The organism is Chryseobacterium sp. FR054, assembly GCF_056844565.1.
Window position 1 is genome coordinate 263,779 of the sequence record NZ_JBXDSA010000006.1, and the last position, 22,601, is coordinate 286,379.

General features: G+C 40.4%; 18 protein-coding genes. 16 read left to right on the plus strand and 2 right to left on the minus strand.

Features of this window, described 5'->3' with window-relative positions; genetic code table 11:
- Positions 1–98 precede the first annotated feature (98 nt).
- The 12 genes from AC106S_RS21975 (at position 99) to AC106S_RS22030 (ending at position 18,127) form a co-directional block, all read left to right on the plus strand.
- The gene (locus AC106S_RS21975; RefSeq protein WP_482441968.1) at positions 99–2,219 is read left to right on the plus strand and encodes a T9SS type B sorting domain-containing protein; all 2,121 of its coding nucleotides are present in this window, start codon (positions 99–101) and stop codon (positions 2,217–2,219) included.
- A 152-nt stretch (positions 2,220–2,371) separates the two neighbouring features.
- Entirely contained in the window at positions 2,372–3,961 is a 1,590-nt protein-coding gene (gene dnaB, locus AC106S_RS21980) for a replicative DNA helicase (RefSeq protein WP_482441970.1), read from the plus strand.
- A gap of 83 nt (positions 3,962–4,044) precedes the next feature.
- Entirely contained in the window at positions 4,045–4,521 is a 477-nt protein-coding gene (gene rnhA, locus AC106S_RS21985) for a ribonuclease HI (RefSeq protein WP_482441972.1), read from the plus strand.
- A gap of 163 nt (positions 4,522–4,684) precedes the next feature.
- Positions 4,685–6,934, plus strand: a complete 2,250-nt coding sequence (locus AC106S_RS21990) for a T9SS type B sorting domain-containing protein (protein WP_482441973.1) — start codon at positions 4,685–4,687, stop codon at positions 6,932–6,934.
- 222 nt (positions 6,935–7,156) lie between these two features.
- The gene (locus AC106S_RS21995; protein ID WP_482441975.1) at positions 7,157–9,418 is read left to right on the plus strand and encodes a T9SS type B sorting domain-containing protein; all 2,262 of its coding nucleotides are present in this window, start codon (positions 7,157–7,159) and stop codon (positions 9,416–9,418) included.
- A gap of 106 nt (positions 9,419–9,524) precedes the next feature.
- Positions 9,525–10,151: an NAD(P)H-dependent oxidoreductase gene (locus AC106S_RS22000; protein WP_482441977.1), complete on the plus strand. Its 627-nt coding sequence runs from the start codon at positions 9,525–9,527 to the stop codon at positions 10,149–10,151.
- A gap of 27 nt (positions 10,152–10,178) precedes the next feature.
- Positions 10,179–11,750 carry an L-aspartate oxidase gene (gene nadB, locus AC106S_RS22005; RefSeq protein WP_482441979.1) on the plus strand — a complete coding sequence of 524 codons (1,572 nt, stop codon included), beginning with the start codon at positions 10,179–10,181 and terminating at the stop codon, positions 11,748–11,750.
- A gap of 11 nt (positions 11,751–11,761) precedes the next feature.
- Complete coding sequence (gene nadC / locus AC106S_RS22010) at positions 11,762–12,622, plus strand: carboxylating nicotinate-nucleotide diphosphorylase (RefSeq protein WP_482441981.1); 861 nt, start codon at positions 11,762–11,764, stop codon at positions 12,620–12,622.
- Positions 12,623–12,831: 209 nt separating this feature from the next.
- Positions 12,832–15,492 carry a TonB-dependent receptor gene (locus AC106S_RS22015; RefSeq protein ID WP_482441982.1) on the plus strand — a complete coding sequence of 887 codons (2,661 nt, stop codon included), beginning with the start codon at positions 12,832–12,834 and terminating at the stop codon, positions 15,490–15,492.
- Between the two features lie 85 nt (positions 15,493–15,577).
- Positions 15,578–16,009, plus strand: coding sequence for a hypothetical protein (locus AC106S_RS22020; RefSeq protein WP_309427948.1), 432 nt, complete (start codon positions 15,578–15,580; stop codon positions 16,007–16,009).
- Positions 16,010–16,081: 72 nt separating this feature from the next.
- Positions 16,082–17,074 (plus strand): aspartate-semialdehyde dehydrogenase, encoded by a 993-nt coding sequence (locus AC106S_RS22025; protein WP_482441983.1) that lies wholly within the window; start codon positions 16,082–16,084, stop codon positions 17,072–17,074.
- Positions 17,075–17,128: 54 nt separating this feature from the next.
- Positions 17,129–18,127 carry a cation diffusion facilitator family transporter gene (locus AC106S_RS22030; protein WP_482441984.1) on the plus strand — a complete coding sequence of 333 codons (999 nt, stop codon included), beginning with the start codon at positions 17,129–17,131 and terminating at the stop codon, positions 18,125–18,127.
- 11 nt (positions 18,128–18,138) lie between these two features.
- On the opposite strand, the gene AC106S_RS22035 is transcribed toward AC106S_RS22030, so the two are convergent.
- Both AC106S_RS22035 and xrtF read right to left on the minus strand, forming a co-directional pair.
- On the minus strand, positions 18,139–18,579 hold the full coding sequence (locus tag AC106S_RS22035) for an exosortase F system-associated membrane protein (RefSeq protein WP_482441985.1): 441 nt from the start codon (positions 18,577–18,579) through the stop codon (positions 18,139–18,141).
- A complete protein-coding gene (gene xrtF / locus AC106S_RS22040) occupies positions 18,566–19,096 on the minus strand; it encodes an exosortase family protein XrtF (protein WP_482441987.1) in 531 nt (176 codons plus the stop codon). The genes AC106S_RS22035 and xrtF overlap by 14 nt, the downstream gene beginning before the upstream one ends.
- 180 nt (positions 19,097–19,276) lie before the next feature.
- Between xrtF and AC106S_RS22045 the strand changes: the two genes are divergently transcribed.
- From AC106S_RS22045 to AC106S_RS22060, 4 genes are all read left to right on the plus strand, one after another.
- Positions 19,277–20,296, plus strand: a complete 1,020-nt coding sequence (locus tag AC106S_RS22045) for an aminoglycoside phosphotransferase family protein (protein ID WP_482441988.1) — start codon at positions 19,277–19,279, stop codon at positions 20,294–20,296.
- A gap of 328 nt (positions 20,297–20,624) precedes the next feature.
- Positions 20,625–21,041: a RapZ C-terminal domain-containing protein gene (locus tag AC106S_RS22050; protein WP_482441989.1), complete on the plus strand. Its 417-nt coding sequence runs from the start codon at positions 20,625–20,627 to the stop codon at positions 21,039–21,041.
- Positions 21,042–21,109: 68 nt separating this feature from the next.
- Positions 21,110–21,823 carry a nucleotidyltransferase family protein gene (locus AC106S_RS22055; protein WP_482441990.1) on the plus strand — a complete coding sequence of 238 codons (714 nt, stop codon included), beginning with the start codon at positions 21,110–21,112 and terminating at the stop codon, positions 21,821–21,823.
- 7 nt (positions 21,824–21,830) lie between these two features.
- The gene (locus AC106S_RS22060; protein WP_482441991.1) at positions 21,831–22,583 is read left to right on the plus strand and encodes an LOG family protein; all 753 of its coding nucleotides are present in this window, start codon (positions 21,831–21,833) and stop codon (positions 22,581–22,583) included.
- Positions 22,584–22,601: the final 18 nt, after the last annotated feature.

Here is a 22,601-nt window from a genome sequence, read left to right on the forward strand (position 1 = left end):
TGACAGAAATAAAAAAAACCGCTCTACGGAGCGGTTTTTCAACATAAATGATAATTAAATTGTATATTTAACTTGTTTCATTAAAAAATCGTTTAAAAATGAAAAAAACACTACTTCTTTTTATCCTATTTATATCGCAGGTTTTTTACTCGCAGTCTGACTGTGCTACTGCAATTCCGGTTTGTGGGAACTCGAATATCTCATACGATCCGAAAGGACCGGGAACCGTTGTAGACATACCGGGACCATCGGGTAATATTCCGGCCGACCTCTGCCTAAAAGGAGGCGAACATTTTTCAGTATGGTATTCATTTACAGTCGGACAATCCGGTACCCTTACATTTGAAATCACTCCGAATGTTGACCCGGACGGTCCACACAACGATGCTAACAGTGCCGATTATGACTGGGCCGTATGGGGACCAAGCCCTGTCTGCGGAAGTATCACGACTTTAGGAACTCCTGTCCGTTGTAACTATGCACCCAGAACAGGACCGTGGCCTCACCCTACAGGATTGGCATCTCCTGCTCCTAACGGCAGTTACGAAGCTCCAATGAACGTAGTAGCCGGTGAGACTTACGTATTACTGGTTGACAACTTCAGTCACAATACCTTAGGATTCTCTTTAACGTGGGGAGGAACAGCTACTTTAGCATCTCCTTTCAACCACCCTACACTTTCCCCGAATCCTTTCCTTCCACCGGGAGCGCCGGGAGCAACACCTACATCTCCACGCGAAGTGCCGATCTGTTCACTTCCTTCTTTATTCGACTTTTCTACACTGAGCAATAATATTGTCAACGGGAATGAAAATTTCTCAGTAACTTATCACCGTAACAATAATGATGCCCTTACAGGAGATGCGCCTATTACCACACCTATTACCGTAAACGGAACAACTACTTATTTTTACAGAATAAAATATACAGATCCTGATAATCCGAACAATGCACTGAACAAATGTTTTATATCAGGAAGCTTTATTTTTAAAGAAGTAAAAATTACAGCCAGGGACGCTACTGTTTTAGGCTGTAACAACAGAGAAGAGGGTACGGCAAAATTTGACCTGACCATGGCAGACGTGTTCACCGGTACGGTTACCAAGAAATATTACCCTACCATGGCTGATCTGAATGCAGATACCAACGAAATCACAAACCCAACCAGCTATGTTTCCAATGAAAGAATAGTATACGCAAAATTAATTTCAGTATTCGGATGTACGGCTACGGCTGCGATCAGATTATCGTTCTATCCGGTTGTGAAGCTTAAAGATGCCGTTATTGAAGAATGCTATCTGGAGAACAATACCACTTCTTCAACATTCAATCTTACCCTGGCTGATGTAGGAGCTCTTAATACAGATACTAAGAAATATTATAAAACATTAGTAGACGCTGTTGAAGAAACCAACGCTATCCTAAACCCTGAAAATCATCTGAGCGAAAGCACAGTGGTATACGTAAGGGTAACAAATACCAACCAGTGTTATTCAATCGCTAAAATTACACTGAGAGTACTTCCTCCTGTAAAATCTGCCATATTGAAAGACAAAATAATCTGTGCAGAGGCTAAGACCTCATTAGATGCAGGGCCTGGATTTGACGGATACGAATGGAGCACCGGCGAAAAAACCCAATCGATAAACAATGTCGGGATAGGAGTACACTGGGTAAAACTGAAAACAGGAAAATGTTTCACTCTTCAGACGGTAACAGTACGTGCTTCTCAGCAGCCTGTTATCTCAAGCGTAGACATCACCAACAATACAATCAAAGTAAACGTTACCGGAGGAACTGCTCCGTATAAGTATTCAATAGACGGAATCAACTGGCAGGACTCCGATACGTTCACGGACCTTCCAAGAGGTGAAAATCAGATTTTTGTAAAAGACACTTACAACTGTAACCCAACTCACATTACCATTACAGTTCCGAATCTGATCAATGCGATTACTCCGAACGGAGATAAGGTAAACGACGAGATTGACTACTCTGCACTGTCTTACAAAAAGAATCTTATATTCATTGTTTATGACAGATATGGAAACAAACTGCATGAAGCAGACAAACTGAGAGGATACAAATGGGACGGAACTGCTTTCGGCAAGAGAATCCCTACAGGAACCTACTGGTACACCATATCCTGGAACGAAAACGACAAGAACAGCACGGAAGTTAAATACTCCGGCTGGATACTTCTAAAAAACAAAGATTAAACAAGTTTAAATATCTTGAAAATCACCTCAGCAATGGGGTGATTTTTTTATCCACACCCTTTACCTTCTGTTGACAGCCTGTTCCGGAAGTTTGCGAACAATTTGTTGAATACTCATTTTAAATTATTTTTTAAATAAACTATCTTTGCACCATGGCGCAGAAAGAAACATTATCATCCCTTACCCACGGAAACTTTGCAAAAGAACTGTCAATTGCGGATGGGAAAATGCCTCCTAATGCAGTAGACTTCGAAAGACTGGTGATCGGAACTTTTTTAATTGACAAAAAAGGTCTGGACCATTCTATTGACCTTCTTACTCCGGAAGTTTTTTACGACCCAAGACATCAGATTATCTTTTCTTCGATATTAAAACTCTACGAAGGCAACCATCCCGTAGACTTAATGACCATTATCCAGGATCTGAAGAAAACGGATAAGCTCATTCCGGCAGGGGGTGATCATTATATCATCGACCTGACAATGGGAGTAAGTTCATCTGCCCACATTGAATACCATGTACGTGTTATTCTTGAAAAATACATTTTAAGAAGTCTGATCAATGTTTCAGCCAACGTAATCGATTCTTCCTATAAAGAATCTACTGATGTATTTGAACTTTTAGACAAAGCCGAACAATCCTTCTTTGAAATCACCAACGGAACGATCAAAAAAGGTTTTGATACCGCCAATTCACTGGTAAAACAGGCCATCGATACCATCAAATCCCTGAAAGATAAACAGGGACTTTCGGGAGTTCCGTCCGGATTCAGGGATGTGGATAAAGAAACGGGAGGCTGGCAGAATTCCGACCTTATTATTATTGCTGCGCGTCCGGCGATGGGTAAAACCGCTTTCCTTCTTTCTATGGCAAGAAATATTGCGGTAGGACATAAAATACCGATGGCGTTATTCTCTCTCGAGATGGCATCCGTACAGCTCATCACCAGAATGATTGCTTCTGAAACCAGAATTTCATCCGAAAAACTGAGAAAGGGAACCCTTGATGATGAAGAATGGCAGAGGTTATTCTCCAATGTATCCGAACTGGAGAATGCACCGCTTTATATTGATGAAACCCCTTCCCTGTCTATATTCGACTTCCGCGCCAAATGCAGAAGACTGGTTATGCAGCATGGGGTAAGGCTCATCATGGTGGACTACCTTCAGCTGATGACGGCCGGCAGCGGCGGGAAAGGAGCAGGAAACCGTGAACAGGAAATCTCTATGATCTCCCGTTCATTAAAGGCTATCGCAAAAGAATTAAACGTCCCGGTAATTGCACTTTCCCAGCTTTCACGAAGCGTGGAAACCCGTCCCGGAAAAAGACCTCAGCTTTCCGACCTTAGAGAATCCGGTGCGATTGAGCAGGATGCGGATATCGTTTCATTTATTTTCAGACCCGAATATTATAAAATTGCCGTATGGGATAATGATGAAGAAGGCCAGGAAACCTCTACCGAAAACCAGGCAGAACTGATCATCGCCAAACACAGAAATGGTGCAACCGCAGATGTAAGATTATCTTTCCTTAAACATTTTGCAAAATTCGGAGATATTGAGGCTGCCCTTGACGGAGGTGCAGGAGGATATCCTTCTAATTTCGGGTCCGGAGAACCAAGCGGATTCGACAGGATAAAAACCACGATCCAGCCAGGTGCTGCGTTTGATCTTCCGGACAGCTCAAAACTATCAGGATCATCCATGAATGATTTTGATGATGATGATGATTTTCCGTTCTGATTTTTAATCAATGATCCCGATTCTTAGCACTCTCCAAATGTTCAGGAATCAGAAGTATTGTTTTATTTAAATGTTTTAAGCTTTTGAAAATCGAAATATACACTGACGGAGCCTGCAGCGGAAATCCCGGAAAAGGAGGATACGGTATTCTCATGCGCGTACCTGAAAAAAATTACCAGAAAACTTTTTCCAAAGGTTTCAGAAAGACCACCAACAACAGGATGGAACTCCTTGCCGTAATTACTGCTCTGGAAAAACTGAAATCAACGGAAAATGATATCCACGTTTATACAGACAGTAAATATGTGGCAGATGCCATCAATCAGAACTGGCTTTCAGGCTGGATTAAAAGAGGCTGGAAAAATGTAAAAAACCCGGATCTCTGGAAAAGGTTTGCGGAACTTTATAAAATACATACCCCAAAAATGCACTGGATAAAAGGACATGCCGGACATTTTGAGAATGAATTATGCGATAAACTAGCCGTTGCAGCAGCAGCTTCCACAGATCTGGAAATCGATACTTTTTTTGAAGGACCGGAAAATCATACTCTTTTCTGATTTAATTTTTATCAATTCTAAACTCCATTTAAAAACATTTACTATTTTGTTTAAGCTTCAACTATATTTTGCATATTTTATATCATTATAAGTAAAATTAACATTATATTTATTAATCAGGATTTAATATATTTACACATCTAATAATAGTAAATCTGATTCAATGAATAAAAATTTATTGTCTTATATTCTTTTCCTGCTGTGTTTTTTACCGGGAGGTGTATTTTCCCAAACCTACCAACTGGCTGGAAATCCGGTAAGTACCACAGGATGGACAATGGTTTCACCAACTCAGGTGAATGGAGATTTCATACAGCTTACCCCGGACACCAACAACCAGTCCGGATCGATCAGGCTGAACGACCCTATCAACCTGAAATATTGTGATAAATGGAGAGTAGAGTTTGACTTCAGAATGGACTCCAACCAGACATCCAACGGAGACGGAATCGCATTCTGGTATCTCGCCAACCCTCCCGTAGCAAGTATTTTAGGCTCCGGTCTCGGAGTTTCCCAAAACGCAGTGGGCTTTATTGTTGGTTTCGACACCTACAACAATACCACTACGGCTACCATGAGCAAAGTGCATGTTGCTTACGGGCAGGTTGCCAATACAAGCGACACCAACAACGTAGAGTTTTTTAATGTTCCGGGAAGTTCTTTTCACTCGCCGGACCTGAACACAACCCAGCCTTTTCAGGGAACTACCTTTAAACACGTTGAAGTAACAGCACAGGTAGACCCGGCCACTCCCACCAACTGGATCGTACAGATAAAAATCGATAATAATGTCATCTGCAACCAGTCTTTTGCACCGTCAGGTACCGCGGCGGCGATGACGATAGGATATTTCGGATTCTCGGCATCCACCGGAGGCGCAAGATCCAGACATTCCATTAAAAATGTAAAAATCTATACAGACAAAGTCCCTATTTTACAGCCTACTGCTACCCAGTCTTACTGTCCGAATCCCACAACAGGATATGCTTCAGTAAATTTAACGACTTTCAATTCGCAGTTTGTGAGCAATCCATCTGCCTATACCTTCACTTATGTACAGGGATCAACACCGATAACCAATCCTACCAATTACCAGTTCAACGCCAATACAACCGTTACTGTTATTGTAAAAGACAATGCCGGCGTACTGTGCGACAACCCGGACGGAAAAATTCAGCTGGTGCTCGCACCTTTCACCGCTAATGACAAAACCCTTATTGCATGTAATAACAACAAAGCAGGAAAAGCGACATTCAATCTTAATTCCGCCGATGTAACAAATGTCCCGGGTGTAACAAAGAAATATTACCGTACCCTCAATGACCTAAATGCCGGGACCAACGAGATTCAGAACCCTTCCAGCTATCTGTCTGCTGCAGGAACCGTATATGTAAAAGTAACCACTCCTCAGGGATGTACCGGAACAGCTAAAATCAGCCTTACGTTTTACCCTGAAACACCTGTAAAAGAAGCCACCCTGGAATCATGTTTTATAGAAACCAATGTTACCAACGCTATATTTGACCTTACTTCAGCTGATGTCACTTCATTAACCAATCCTCCTAAAAAATATTATACAAGTATTGCCAATGCGCTGGACGGAACAAACGAGATCATGAACCCCAATCAGTACATGTCAGCCAGCACTGCTGTATTTGTAAAGGTTACAGATGCCAACGGATGTTTTGCAATTGCAAAAGTAAATCTCGTGGTACTTCCTCCGGTAAGATCATCCGTCTTAAAGGATAAGATCATCTGTGTGGATGCCAGAACCAACCTTGATGCAGGCCCTGGCTTTGACGGCTACGAATGGAGCACAGGAGCGAAAACACAGTCCATCCAGGGAGTAGGTGTCGGCCAGTACTGGGTAAGATTAAAAACAGGAGACTGTATTACCACTCAGTTCGTAAAAGTTATTGCTTCTGCCAACCCGGTGATTACAGGTATTGAGATCAGCAACACAACCGTTACGGTGAATGCATCTGGAGGAACCCCTCCTTACAGGTATTCACTGGATGGTATTAACTGGCAGGATTCTAATATCTTCACAGGTCTGAAGAGAGGAGAAGCTAAGGTATATATTAAAGATTTCTACAACTGTGAACCTGTGGCTGTACAGATCACCGTTCCGAATCTGATCAATGCCATCACTCCTAACGGAGACAACATCAATGATGTAATAGACTATTCCGCACTGGCATATAAGAAAAACCTGGTCTTCACGGTATACGACAGATACGGCAATAAACTGTATGAAGCTGACAAAATCAGAAATTTCACATGGGATGGCACTGCATCCGGGAAAAAGATCCTTACCGGAACTTACTGGTACAGTATCTCATGGAATGAAAATGATAAAAACAACACTCCAATAAAATATTCCGGCTGGATATTGGTAAAAAACAGGGAATAACTATCTCTGAAAATCACTCCTCACCTGGAGTGATTTTTTTATAAACAGACCGGCATTATTTATAAGAAACAAAAAAGCAAATGCCAATTTATTCATTTCCCACATATACCTTTAATTAGTTGACAAATTGACATTTTTTATTATACAATTGACAATTATATATTACATATTACAGAACAAAATAAATATATTTACAAATACAACTCAAAACTAATCCACTTCATGAAAAGAAAACTACTTATTTATTATTTAACAATTTTATTAGGCTTCTCAGGAAAAATGTTTTCTCAGACTTACCAGCTTACAGGCGACCCTGTAAATACAACCGGTTGGGATCTCGTTTCCAATGCAGCTGTCAGTGGTGATTTTGTAAGACTTACCACAGATAACACCAGCCTGTATGGAGCTATAAAACTTGCCACCCCCATTACACTGAGCTATTGTGATAAATGGAAGGTGGAGTTCGATTTTAGAATTGACGGAAACGGAACCACTCAATTCGGACGGGGGGACGGTTTCACATTCTGGTATCTTGCCAATCCACCCACCGGATTCGTTTCAGGAGGAGGTTTGGGAGTTCCCGGAAACGCTTCAGGGCTGATGGTAGGGTTTGATATTTTCAACAATACCACAGAAGCACAAATGAGCAAAGTCCATATTTTGTATGGAACCAACAATACCACCGGAAACAATATCGAGTTTAACACCACCCCGGGGAGTACATTTCACTCTCCCGATCTGAATCCCACCCAGCCCTTTGTAGGACCGGAATTCAGACACGTGGAAGTAAACGGAGAAACAGATCTCAGCAATCCCGACCGATGGATTATAAAGATAAAAATTAATGGTGTGCAGATTGTTGACCAGTCTTTTGCCCCATCCGGAGGAGCGGTTGGTATGTCTCAGGGATATTTTGGATTTTCGGCAGCTACCGGAGGTGCAAGTGCCAGGCATTCCATTAAAAATGTAAAAGTTTTTGTAGATAAAGTTCCTATACTCAACAGTACCGTAACTCCTTTTGTCTGCACCAATCCTGCAACAGGAAACGGTATTGTAGATCTTACCTCTTTTAGCAATCAGTTTGTAAACAATCCCGGAAACTACGTTTTCACGTATTACATACTGGGAAGCTCCACTCCGATTGCCAATCCTTCCAGTTTTCAGTATACCGGAAATACAACAATCAAAGTAGTCATCAAGGACCCAACCTCCACACTCTGTGATAACGGGGACGGTGTCATAAAGCTGGAACCTACTCCGTTTGCCGCGGACAACGCCACCTTAACAGGCTGCAACAATAATAATGCAGGCACTGCAACTTTTGATCTTACATCGGCAGCCGTAACCACTATTCCGGGATGCACCAAAGAGTTCTACAACACCATGTATGATCTTAATGCAGGGATCAATCAGATCACCAATCCCACTGCCTATGCTTCGGGGCCTGCAACTATATTTGTAAAGGTAACCACACCTCAGGGATGTGTAAGTACATCCAAAATAACATTAAGCCTTAATCCGACTGTAACGGTAACAGATGCTTTTTTAAGATCATGCTTCCTGGAAGCCAATCCTTCACTGGGAACATTCAACCTCAGCAATGCTACTGTAACCACAGTAACGGGAGCGACTAAAAAATACTACCCTTCCCTTACAGATGCCCTTGACGGAACCAATGAAATTTTAAACTTTCTTAATTACACAGCCCCAAGCGGTGTAATCTACGTAAAAGTCTTCAACACACAGGGGTGCTACTCTATTGCAAAAGTTACCCTGACAGTTATTGCTCCGGTAAAATCCAATGTTTTGGAAGACAAGATCATCTGTATCGAAGATAAAACAACCCTGGATGCAGGGCCTGGATTTAACGGTTACGAATGGAGCACGGGAGCAACCACCCAGTCTATCAGTAATGTAGGAGTGGGAACTTACTGGGTAAAATTAAACACAGCAGGATGTATCACCAAACAGACCGTAAAAGTGTATGCCTCCGAACAGCCGGTAGTCACCAGTATTGATATTTCAGGAAGTACAGTTACCGTTTTCACCAATGGCGGAACCGCTCCTTACCGGTATTCTATGGACAACGTACACTGGCAGGATTCCAATATCTTCACCAATGTGGCGAGAGGAGAAACTAAAGTATTCGTTAAGGACAGCTACGATTGCGATCCTATCATTATTAACATTACCGTTCCTAATCTCATTAACGTAATCACCCCGAACGGGGATGGCGTAAATGATGCCATCGATTACTCTGCACTGGCCGGAAAACTCAATCTGGAAATAGGAATATTCGACAGATACGGATACAAGCTCTTCCAGGCAGATAAAACCAACAGGTACAGATGGGACGGAACGACCAACGGAAGCAAAAAAGTACCTACCGGAAATTACTGGTACTCGATAACATGGAATGAAAACAACAAAAACAGTACTCCAATTAAATTCTCAGGATGGATCATGGTAAAGAATAGAGAATAATTCATCATTATCAGTTTTAATATTTCAAATCACTCCGCTTAAACGGAGTGATTTTTTATTTGATTTTAAACACGCTTTATTCATCTTCAATTCTTAAATTTGCCTTATGAATTATTTGGAAGCTTTAAGCAGAAGATATTCTGTGAAGAAATTTAATCACGAGATCATCCCTCAGGAAACCCTGCAAAACATTCTTGAATCGGGAAAACTGTCGGCCAGTTCACTGGGACTTCAGCCTTACAAGATCTTTGTTGTTGAAAGTGAGGAAATGAAACAGAAATTAATCCCGGCTTTCTATAATCCTTCTCAAATTTCCACGTGCTCACACCTCATTGTGATCATTTCAAAGAAAACTATTGAAGAAAACTATATCCGGGGATATTTCAGTCATATTTCCGAAGTGAGGGAAACTCCCCTGGAGAGCCTTGATCTTTTCAAAAAAAGTATTACCCAGCATATCAGCCAGAAAACACAGGATGAAATTTTCTCCTGGGCAGAAAAACAATCCTATATCGTTCTGGCCAACCTGATGTATGCCGCCGCTATTGAGAATATAGATTCCTGTCCGATGGAAGGCTTCCGTCAGGATCTTATAGAAGAAATTCTGAACATCAATCCCGAAACAGAAAAAGTTACGGTTACCCTCGCTTTGGGATACCGTTCTGAAGAAGATCATTTCCAGCACATGAAAAAAGTACGAAAACCAAACGAAAAATTGTTTAAATTTATTTAATAAACGATTTGTACCTAAAGCAAGCATATGATAAAAGCGGATGTATTAGTAATTGGTTCCGGCATTTCGGGACTTTCTTATGCCATAAAAGTTTCTGAACAGCTTCCTGATGCCAGGATCATCATCGTAACCAAATCTGACGAAGATGAGAGCAATACGAAATACGCGCAGGGCGGTCTTGCTGTGGTCACCGATTTCAAAAACGATAATTTCGACAAACATATTGAAGACACCATGCGTGCCGGCGATGGCGAAAATAAACGCGATGTCGTAGAAATGGTGGTGAAGGAAGCTCCCGCAAGATTTAATGAAATTGTGGAATGGGGAGCCAATTTCGACATGAAAAACGGAAAATTTGCACTGGGAAGAGAAGGCGGTCATACAGAAAACCGAATTGTACACCATAAAGACATTACCGGTTTCGAGATTGAAAGAGCCTTACTGGCAACGGCCAACAGCAGCCCCAATATAGAAATTCTGGATCATCATTACGTTATAGATATCATCACCCAGCACCACGTTCCGGGAAAACCGCTGAATGAAGGCGACATCCACTGCTACGGAGCTTACATTCTGGATGAAAAATCAAAAAAGATTAAGAAAATAACCTCTAAAATTACACTGGTAGCCACCGGAGGAGCAGGACATGTTTATAAAAACACAACCAATCCTACCATAGCAACCGGTGACGGAATCGCTTTTGTAGCCCGGGCTAAAGGAAAGGTCTCCAATATGCAGTATTACCAGTTTCACCCTACGGCACTTTACAGCAAGATCGACGGTATGCTTTTTCTTATTTCAGAAGCGGTACGTGGTGACGGAGCCAAATTAAGAACCAGAAAAGGGGAAAAGTTCATGCATAAATATGACCAGCGTGAAGAACTGGCCTCAAGAGATATCGTAGCCAGAGCCATCGACAACGAAATGAAGATTTCCGGAGACGAATATGTAGGTCTTGACTGCCGTGAAATGGATCACGAAAAGTTCCTGGAACACTTCCCGAATATCTATAAAAAATGTAAAGACGAAGGTATTGATCCTTTTACCCAGCTGATCCCCGTTGTTCCTGCCTGCCATTATCTGATGGGCGGAATTGAAGTAGACAGAGACGGGCAGTCCTCCATCAGAAACCTTTTCGCCGTAGGCGAATGTACCAATTCCGGACTCCACGGAGCCAACAGGCTCGCTTCCAACTCCTTACTCGAAGGCCTTGTTTTCGGACACAATGCCGCAATGAAAACCGTAGCCCTGCTGAATGAAAATCATTTCAATTTCGATGATCTGAAAGCGGTACCCGAATGGAATGAAGAAGGCATGAAAATTATGGACGAAATGGTCATTGTCACCTATCTCAGAAAACAGCTTCAGGAAATGATGAGCGATCTGGTAGGTATCGTAAGAAGCAACAAACGTCTGAACATGGCACTTCAGAAACATCAGGAAATTGCGGCTGCAGTGGATGAAATTTACCGCTACTCCATTCTTTCCCCTCAGTTATCCGAATTAAGAAACCTTACCACCGTTGCCCATCTCATCATTACCGAATCCATGGAAATGAAAGAAAATAAAGGAGCATTCTACAATAAAGATCTAGCCTAAACCATATGATAATGAAAAGACCCAGCTACGTTACAGATAAAGCACTAAAAATATTTATAAAAAATGCCCTTGAAGAAGACATTCAGGATGGCGACCACTCTACCCTTTCCACGATTCCCCAGGACCTGATACAGAGCGCAAAACTTCTGGTAAAACAGGACTGCATTCTGGCCGGTGTGGAACTGGCTGAATTTATTTTTAAGACTTTTGACAGAAACCTGAATGTTGAAATCTTCATCAAAGACGGGACCCCTGCAAAAGCAGGAGACATTGCCCTTACCGTAACCGGAAGCGCAAGATCAATCCTTTCCACCGAAAGACTTATCCTGAACTGTATGCAGAGAATGAGCGGAATTGCCACCCTGACTCACGAGTGGGATTCAAGGCTGGTAGGGACAAAAACCAAACTTCTGGATACAAGAAAAACGACCCCAAATTTCAGAATATGTGAAAAATGGGCGGTAGCCATTGGCGGCGGAACCAATCACAGATACGGTTTATATGATATGATCATGCTGAAAGACAATCATATTGATTATAACGGAAGCATTACCAATGCGGTAAAAATGGCTAAAGATTACATCAAAACCCATAAGAAAAAACTTAAAATTGAGGTAGAGACAAGAAATCTTGATGAAGTTCAGGAAGCAATCAATGCAAAAGCAGACAGAATCATGCTGGATAATATGGATGTACCTACAATGAAGCAGGCTGTTGAAATGATTAACGGGGTATGTGAATCTGAAGCATCCGGTGGAATTACCCGTGATATGTTAAAAGAAATTGCTTCCACAGGAGTTACTTTTATCTCTGCCGGAGCCCTTACTCACTCGGCTGAGAATATCGATCTGAGTCTCAAAGCCGTGAAATAGCGTTGTATTTTTAATAAAAACACCCCTTGTTTGTTAAAAATTCAATAATATGATTTTTTTCATATAAAAATTCAATTTTTGTTTATAAAATTGAAAATCAACGAGTTAAATATTATTAAGATTGAATAAAAATTAACATTGAGTTAATAATAGTTAAAATTTATTTCGCGAATTTTGCAGAAAATTAAATCTAATTATTACTAACGATTATGAAATTAATCAACAAATCGATGCTGTCTGCAGTAATCACACTTTCTACAGCCAGTGTCTATTATGCTCAACAGGTTCAGGATACGGTAAAAGCCAAATCCAATGACATTGAACAGGTTGTATTAACCGGTGTTGCCGATATTGCAAAAGACAGAAAAACTCCGGTAGCAGTTTCAACAATTAAAGAAGCTCAGATTGTTGAAAGATTAGGAAACCAGGAATTCCCTGAGATCCTGAACACAACTCCGTCTATTTATGCAACTAAAGGAGGCGGTGGATTTGGAGACGGTAGAGTTAACGTTCGTGGATTTGACATGAACAACACTGCTGTAATGATAAACGGTGTTCCTGTAAACGACATGGAATCCGGATCTGTTTACTGGTCAAACTGGGCAGGACTATCTGATGTAACTTCTGCAATGCAGGTACAGAGAGGTCTTGGGTCTTCTAAATTGGCAATCGCATCTATTGGAGGTACTATTAACGTATTAACAAGAGCTGCAGATAAAAAAAGAGAAGGTAACGTTACGGTAGGACTTGGTAATGACGGATATCTTAAAACTTTATTTTCATACAATACAGGAAAATCAGCAAAAGGATGGTCTTCTTCGTTCTTAATGTCAAGAACTGCAGGAGCTATGTATGTTGACGGAACCGATTTTGAATCATACAACTACTATTTCGCGTTAGGTTACCAGCCTAATAAAAAGCATGATTTCCAGTTTACTTTTACAGGGGCTCCTCAGTGGCACATGCAAAACTATCAGAGTAGAATTTCCGATTTTATTAAATATGGTGAAGACGGAGAGCCAAACAGAAAGTATAATCCTAACTGGGGATATTTAAAAGGAGATGTTTACTCTCAGTCTGTTAACTTTTACAGCAAGCCCGTAGCATCCATTAACTGGGACTGGAATATCTCGGAAAAATCTAAATTATCCACCGTATTATATGCTTCCTGGGGAAGAGGTGGAGGAACTGGTTTCTTAGGAGAAATTAATGGAAGTAATATCAACAATAGTAAGCTTAAAAATTCTGAAGGACAAATCAGATTTGATGATATCTATGCGTGGAACCAGGGAGCTTCTATTCCCGATTTCACAAATTCTGCCGGGACATTAGCTCCTGTTAACCCAACTCCAGGGATTGCTGGCAGAAAAAATGGTCTTGTAAGAAGATCACATATTAACTCCCATGACTGGTATGGCTTCTTAACGAACTTCCAGCATAAGATTAATTCTAACTGGAACTTCTCCGCAGGTTTAGACGGAAGATATTATTACGGGTACCACCCGGGCCTTGTGTCAGGAATGTTAGGAAATTCAGAATATCGTGAGAACAGCAACCTGAATGCAGCACCATACTACTCTGTTACACAATCTTATGATCCTAAGCCTTCTGCCAATCCTTTTGTAAAAGCAATCAAAGATGATTCGCAGATTGCCAGCAGAAACTTCAATGGTGAAGTAATGTGGCTAGGAACTTTCGGACAGTTGGAATACTCAAACGATGCCATTTCAGCATTTTTACAGGGGTCTCTTTCCAATCAGCAGTTCCAGAGAATTGACAACTGGGTAATAGACGGTGTTACAAAACAACAAAATCAGGTTGTGAACACTAAAACCGGATTTAAAGGAATCTGGGGATATAACGTTAAAGCAGGTATCAACTATAACATCAACGAGCAGCATAACGTTTTTGCCAATATGGGTTATTATTCTAAACAGCCTAATAACTATGCGGTATATCCAAATAACCAACAGGTATTAAACTCTAACCTTCAGAATGAAAAAATTGCTTCTGCAGAGCTAGGATACGGATTCAGAAGTTCTGCTTTCAGAGCCAATGTAAACCTGTACTACACTACCTGGAAAGACAGATTCCAGAGAGTTACCAACGTTAATATCAATACGCCTACCCCATCAAATCCAAATAACCAAACCAGAGCGTATGTAAATTTATTAGGGGTACAGGAAGTTCACATGGGAGCGGAATTCGAAGCATTCTATAAAGTTACAGATTACCTGGAATTAAACGGTATGCTATCAATAGGTAACTGGAAATACAAGAATAATCCTGTTGGAGAATTATTCGATGACAATAATGTTGCTATCACTGATCCTAAAACGAACAGTAACTCAGTACAGCTGGCGTTAGACGGTATTAAAGTTTCTGATGCAGCGCAAACAACCGCAGCTTTAGGATTTACTTTAAAACCGGTAAAACAGCTTAGCATTTTCAGTACGTGGAGATATGCTGATAATTTATACGGTACATTTAACATTGACCAAAACTTTATCATCAACAATGGTGTAATTCCAAAAGCGGCTGAAAAAGGAGCATTAAAAATGCCTAGCTACAACCTTTTCGATCTAGGTTTATCGTATGCTTTCAACCTGAACAACGGAAGCAAACTTATTGTAACGGGTAACGTTTATAACCTGTTTGACACTACTTATATCTCTGATGGTAAGTCTTCAAACCATGTTAAAGAACTATCTGATTTCAAAACATCTACCAATACTGATCAGCAGGCACAGCAACTATATAATGCTTACATCAACAATCCTGCAAACTTCTATAAAGGCTTAGATACTTCAAACCTTGTATTCTTCGGTTTCGGAAGAACATGGTCTGCATCTGTCTCATATAGATTCTAATAAGATCATAATATAAGATTTTATCAATATCCATCCCGGCTTTTCGCCGGGATTTTTGCTATATTTGTGTACAAAAAAATTGATTATGGATTTTTACAAAATTTTACTTAATGCCCACAAAGGATTCGGGTATCTTGAGCTTCTTTTAGTAGCATTATTTATTATTGCGCTTTTAGCAACCATGTTCGGCTTCAGTGGCAAAGTGAACAAATTTTTGAAGAAGACCACGCTCTTTACAATGATCTTCTTCCACATCCAGTTCCTGTTGGGAATCATCATGCTGGTGATCAACTTCACTAAAGGAATGGATATGGGATCTGTAATGAAAAATGCAGATTTAAGATTCCAATATGTGGAACATCCGTTTTCAATGCTTATTGCAGCAGTACTGATGACCATCATCAACAAAAAGGTAAAATCCAACGATACGATTTCTTTGGGAATTGTGATCATGGGTCTTATTGCGGCAGGTTTATTTGCATTCGCATTCCCGTGGGCGAGAGTCTTCGGGGCTTAAAATATAAAAATAAGTTATCATTTATGAGTTAACTTTTTAATAGTTTAATCTTTAAATTTTTTAATTAAATCAATGAAAGTAGCTGTAGTAGGTTCAACAGGAATGGTTGGACAAGTTATGCTTAAAGTTTTGGAGGAGAGAAACTTCCCTGTAACAGAATTAATTCCGGTAGCATCCGAAAAATCTGTAGGCAAGAAGGTGAAGTATAAACAGAAGGAATTTACGATTGTAAGCATGAAGGACGCTATAGCTGCCAAACCTGATATTGCTATTTTCTCTGCCGGAGGTTCCACTTCCCTGGAATTTGCTCCTCTTTTTGCAGAAGCGGGAACAACAGTGATCGACAATTCTTCAGCCTGGAGAATGGATCCTGATAAAAAACTGGTTGTTCCGGAAATCAATGCCGGTGTACTGACTAAAGAAGACAAGATTATCGCCAATCCGAACTGTTCAACCATTCAGCTGGTGATGGTACTGGGACCTTTGAATAAAAAATATGATCTTAAAAGAGTGATTGTATCTACCTATCAATCGGTAACAGGAACCGGTAAAGCAGCCGTGGACCAGTTGAATTCAGAGATCAGCGGAGATGATTCTGTGGCCAAAGTATACCCTTATCAGATCTTTAAAAATGCTCTTCCACACTGTGATGTATTCAGCGATGATGATTACACGAAAGAAGAGATCAAGCTGATGAAAGAACCTAAGAAAATTTTAGGAGATGATACGTTCAACCTGACGGCAACCGCAGTAAGGGTTCCGGTACAGGGAGGACATTCTGAAAGTGTAAACATTGAATTTGAAAATGAGTTCGATCTTGATGAAGTAAGAAAAATCTTATCTGAAACACCGGGTGTGGTTGTAATGGACAACGTAAAAAACAACGAATATCCAATGCCGCTGTATTCCGAAGGTAAAGATGAAGTTTTTGTAGGAAGGATAAGACGGGATCTTTCACAGCCCAAAACGCTCAATCTCTGGATCGTGGCAGACAATCTGCGAAAAGGAGCAGCGACGAACGCTGTACAGATTGCAGAATACTTAGCAGCCAACAACTTAGTTTAAACTAACAAAATAAAAAAGAGTCTCAGAATTGAGATTCTTTTTTTTATCAAACCTATGGACAGAAAGAAACAAAACAATAAAGATAAAATAGGCTTCCAGAAACTTATTGCCGTTTTCGGAATTATCCTTTTCATCGGGAAGATCATCGCCTGGAAAGTCACCAATTCAGATGCCGTATTTTCAGATGCTATGGAAAGTATCGTGAATGTTATCAGTGCATTTATGGGCCTTTATTCTCTCTATCTTGCTGCAAAACCTAAAGACGAAGACCATCCGTATGGTCACGGAAAAGTAGAGTTTGTTACGTCCGGTATAGAAGGAGCATTAATTGCCATTGCCGGGATCATGATCATTTATGAAGGCATTCACAGCCTTATTGTTGGAAAAACACTGGATAAGCTGGACCTGGGAATATGGATTATAACGGCAACAGCTGTTGTTAACTATCTTCTTGGCTATATTTCCATTAAAAAAGGAAAGGCAGAAAATTCGGCGGTACTGGTTTCTTCAGGAAAGCACCTTCAGTCTGATACCATTACCACTCTGGGGGTAGTGGTGAGTTTAGTCGTGGTTTATTTCACTAAAATCTATTGGCTGGATTCAGCGGTTGCTCTTGTTTTTGGAGCTTACATTATTTTTGTAGGGTATAAAATTGTGAGAAAATCCCTGAGCGGGATTATGGATGAACAGGATCCGGAGCTTCTCAATCAGATCATCAGGGTTTTGGAAGAAAACAGAAAAACAGAATGGATTGATGTTCACAACATGAAAATCCAGCAGTTTGGCGCTTCCCTCCATATTGATGCCCACATTACCCTTCCCTGGTATTACAGCCTTCGCGATGCCCACAATGAAATGGAGAAGATGATCATTCTTCTGGCCGGGAATATCAAGAGAAATATAGAATTTAACTTTCATATGGACGACTGTAAAACCATCTCATGCCCGGTCTGCCAGATCAAAGACTGTCCGGTCCGCGAAAAAGATTTTGTAAAACGTGTGACATGGACACCTGAAAATGTCACCAGTATAGATAAACATACTGCAGAATGATCAATTAAAAGCTATGCATCCTTCCCCGCTTCCAACTGCTTTCTGTAATAAAATACGGGAACAATCAGCAGCAGCACCAAAGGCTGGATCACAAACCGCCTCATATAAAAAGAAAAAAGATAGCCTATATCAAAACGGTCATCAATACAGTAAAGATAGATCGGGAAAGTAATCACAAAGATCATCATCATCAGCAGAGCACCCTGTACCGTCCAGTTCCGTTTTTTAAAAAGGCACTGAATGATCAGACAGGAAAAAAGCAGATTCAGCATAAACCTGAAAAGATGGGAGATGATCAGCTTTCCCCATTCAAACTGTGGAAATTCTATATTTTTATTTGCTTCATGAAAATAATTCAGGAAAGGATCATAAAAGATCTTTTCCTCGAGCATTCTTACCCCTGTAAGACCGCAGATCCCTGCTATAACCAGAAGCCAGCTAAGAATTTTCATGTCTTAAAGCAAAGAATTTAATCCATATCAGCCAGAGAAGTACCACCGTTCCGTAAATAACTGCCGGGAAAACAAAATCATGAAACATCTTCCCATATTCAGGATGGTCAGTCATTACTATATTCAGGGCAGCAATTCTTATGAGGTTCATCACGTATAATAAAACGAGCCCGGCAAGAGCAAACAGAAATGTTTTTGCTCCTTTAAAAAAAGCAAATACAAAAGCAGCAAACAGGATCATTACGGAAACGGCATTACAGCCTTCCACCATTCTGGTTGCATAGTCTTTTTTTACATAAAACCAGACCTGCTCGTTTTTGATGTCATCATACAGGCGTGTAGGAAAACCCAACGCATTCTGAATGCTGCTTACCTGTCCGGCAATCATTCTTGAAAAAAGATCAAGACCGTTTTCTTTTCCGCTGTTCAGATAAAACTGATAGGCGAAAAGCAGCACCAGATAGATGATGATGAATCTCAACAGAATAAATAAAACAGGCTTGAAGTCCTTTAGCATAATGCAAAGATAAAAATTAGAGGGAAAATGAAAGAGAAAACTTAAAAATTTCAGGAACAGAAGAAAGAAGTAACCGATCTATGAAAAACAAATAAAATTACCCCCATCAATACAATATAAACAACAGTGCCCATCAAATCTTCCCTACTCATTGTAAATTAGTATATTTGTTTCCATATTATGACTTCTGAAAACGCAAAACGATTTTTTGAAAACTATCTGGGTGAAAAATCTTCCGAATTAACAGTACTTGCTCAGAGCGGCTCTGCGAGGGTGAATATTCTGGCGGCTTCCGGTACCAGGAAATATATTATCACAGGGAATGACAATGTCCCGGAAAATGAAAGTTTCCTTTATTATTCTGAAGTTTTCTCTGGGCTCAACCTCAATACGCCAAAGATACTGGCTGTTTCTGAGGACCGGAAAACCTATATTCAGGAATATCTCGGGCAAAATACCCTTTCAGAGCTTATTGCTCAGGAAGGACTTTCCGCCCGTATCAAGTCTCTTGTCAGGCAGACACTGGAAAAACTTTTTCAGCTTCAGATCCTTACCCAGGACAGGATTGATTTCTCAAAAACTTTTGAATATGAAAGTTATGATGAACTTCCGGTGATCCACGATCTGTATTACTTTAAAAACTTTGTAGCGGATGTTCTTGAGCTGGAATACCGGAAATCGGCCTTACTCAAAGAATTCAAAGAGATTGCTTCTCTTATTGAAAGCCTTGAACCCAAAGGAATCATGATCCGTGATTTTCAGGCCAGGAATATTATGGTGGATGAAAATGACCGGGTTTCCTTCATCGATTACCAGTCTGCCATGAAAGGACCGCTGATGTATGATGTCATCTCTTTTCTTTTCCAGGCCAAAGCAGATTTCCCCGAAGATTTTAAAAATGAAATGCTTGATTTCTATATTTCACAGTTTGAAAATCCCGAAAATCAATCTCAACTAAAAAACTCGGTAAGACCGTTACAGATGATGAGATTTCTTCAGGTACTGGGTGCTTACGGGTTCCGGGGACTTATTCAGCGGAAACAGCACTTCCTGGCCAGCCTGGAAACCGGCATAAGAAATATTACCCGGTTTGCAGAATCCCGGGAACAGATGGACCACTATCCTGAACTGAAAAAAGTGATACAACAGCTTGCGACAGAAGAAACGAAAGTAAAAATTAATATGATTTTAAACCATTAAGAAGTTTTATGATTAAGGTTGGTCAGTAAAAAATCAAAGATTTTATAAGCAGGACATTGATTATTCATAAAAATTAAAATTCTTAAATTTAAACGCATTCTAAGATTTTATGCCCCAAAAAGAAGCTTTTTATTTGTGTGACGGTTCTGAAAAACCTCAAGACGTGCTGATTAACTTTTTCACACTTCATATAACCTGGTCTTTGAAGCCTTTCGTGAACGAATATGGCAGAGAGCTTCCTGAATAATTTTAAATTATCAAAATCTTAACTTTCCTTACAACTTAATAAAATAAACCTTAACGGTTCAAAAAAATAAAAAAAGAAGAAATGCTACACATCGACATACACAGCTTTTCCTACAAAAAAGGAGGAATTCCCAAAGACAATACCGGCAACGGCGGCGGTTTTACGTTCGACTGCAGAGGAATTCTGAATCCCGGAAGAATTGAGGAATATAAAATCCAGACCGGAAACGATCCCGGTGTTCAGGAATATCTGGAAACCCAAACTGAAATGCCTAAGTTTCTTGAACTGGTAAAAAGCATCATATCAATCAATATCGATAACTACCTGGAAAGAGGGTTTGAGAATCTTCAGATCAGTTTCGGATGTACCGGAGGACAGCACAGATCTGTATATTCGGCGATAAAAATTGCAGAATTCATCCGCGAAAAATATCCTGAAGGTACCGAAATAAGTCTTCATCATGATGAACAGCACCACCTGAACATTGGTAATCATTAATGAGCAATAAGTAATTTTTACTTACGATTATTCATTACCTATTATCCATCACTTATTGCCCATACTATATGAAAGCTCTCATTTTCGCAGCAGGAAAAGGAACAAGACTGAAACCTTTTACAGATCATCATCCAAAAGCATTGGCCAAAGTAAATGGCGTACCGCTTTTAGAAAGGAATATCAGATACCTGAAAAGTTTCGGGATCACAGATTTTGTGATCAACATTCATCATTTTGGAGATCAGATTGTTGACTTTCTAAATAAAAACAGTAATTTCGGATGCAGCATTGAAATCTCCGATGAAAGAGAAGAACTGCTGGAAACCGGAGGCGGCTTGATTTTTGCTAGAAAATTTCTTGATCACGGGGAAGATTTTCTGATCATGAATGCAGATATTCTAACGGAAATCAATATCACCGCTCTGGTGGAATACCACAAAAAGATAAAAGATTTTGCTACTTTAGCGGTTTCGGACCGTGAAAGTTCGAGAAAACTTCTTTTCAATGATGATATGGTTCTGAGAGGCTGGCTGAATGTGCAGACCGGAGAACAGAGACTTGCGGAATTCAACAAAGGTTTCAAAGCTCTTGCCTTCAGTGGCGTTCACTGCATTAACCCCGTTATCTTTGAAAAAATAAAAAGAACAGGCAAATTTTCTGTTATGGAAGAATATCTGGACCTTATGCAGACCGAGCATATTCACGGCTTTGTGCATGACAGCATCCTGGTGGATGTAGGAAGACCGGAGTCTGTAACAGAGGCCGAAAAACATTTTAAATAATTTTGCAATGGAAATGGATGGAACCAGGGATGAGAGTTTAGTAAATCCGGAACTTGATATTAACGAAACAAAACTACACAACAGCCTCAGGCAGAAAACCTGGGATGAGACCATTACCAAAGACAGCTGGATGGTCTTCAAAGTGATGGCGGAATTTGTGGATGGCTACGAAAAACTGGCTAAAATAGGCCCGTGTGTATCCATTTTCGGTTCTGCAAGGCTGAAACCTGAAAGCCAATACTACACCATGGCCGTGGAGATTGCTGAGAAAATCACCAAACTGGGCTTCGGAATTATTACCGGAGGCGGACCGGGAATCATGGAAGCAGGAAACAAAGGTGCTTTCAATGCTCAGGGAAGATCCATCGGGCTTAATATCGATTTGCCGTTTGAACAGCATTTCAACCCGTATATCAATAAATCCTATTCTATGAATTTCGATTACTTCTTCGTAAGAAAAGTAATGTTTGTAAAATATTCCCAGGGATTTGTAGTAATGCCGGGCGGTTTCGGAACACTGGATGAGCTTACGGAAGCTCTTACCCTGATTCAGACCAATAAGATCGGAAAATTCCCGATTGTTCTTGTAGGAAGCCAATTCTGGGGCGGCCTGCTGGATTGGTTCAAATCAACACTGCTGGAAGAAGGTATGATTGCAGCGGATGATCTTGACCTGTACAGAGTCGTAGACACTGCGGATGAGGCTGTTGCCCACATCAAAGCATTTTATGATAAATATTCTGTGAATGTTAATTTTTAATTGGCATATTATTTGTGA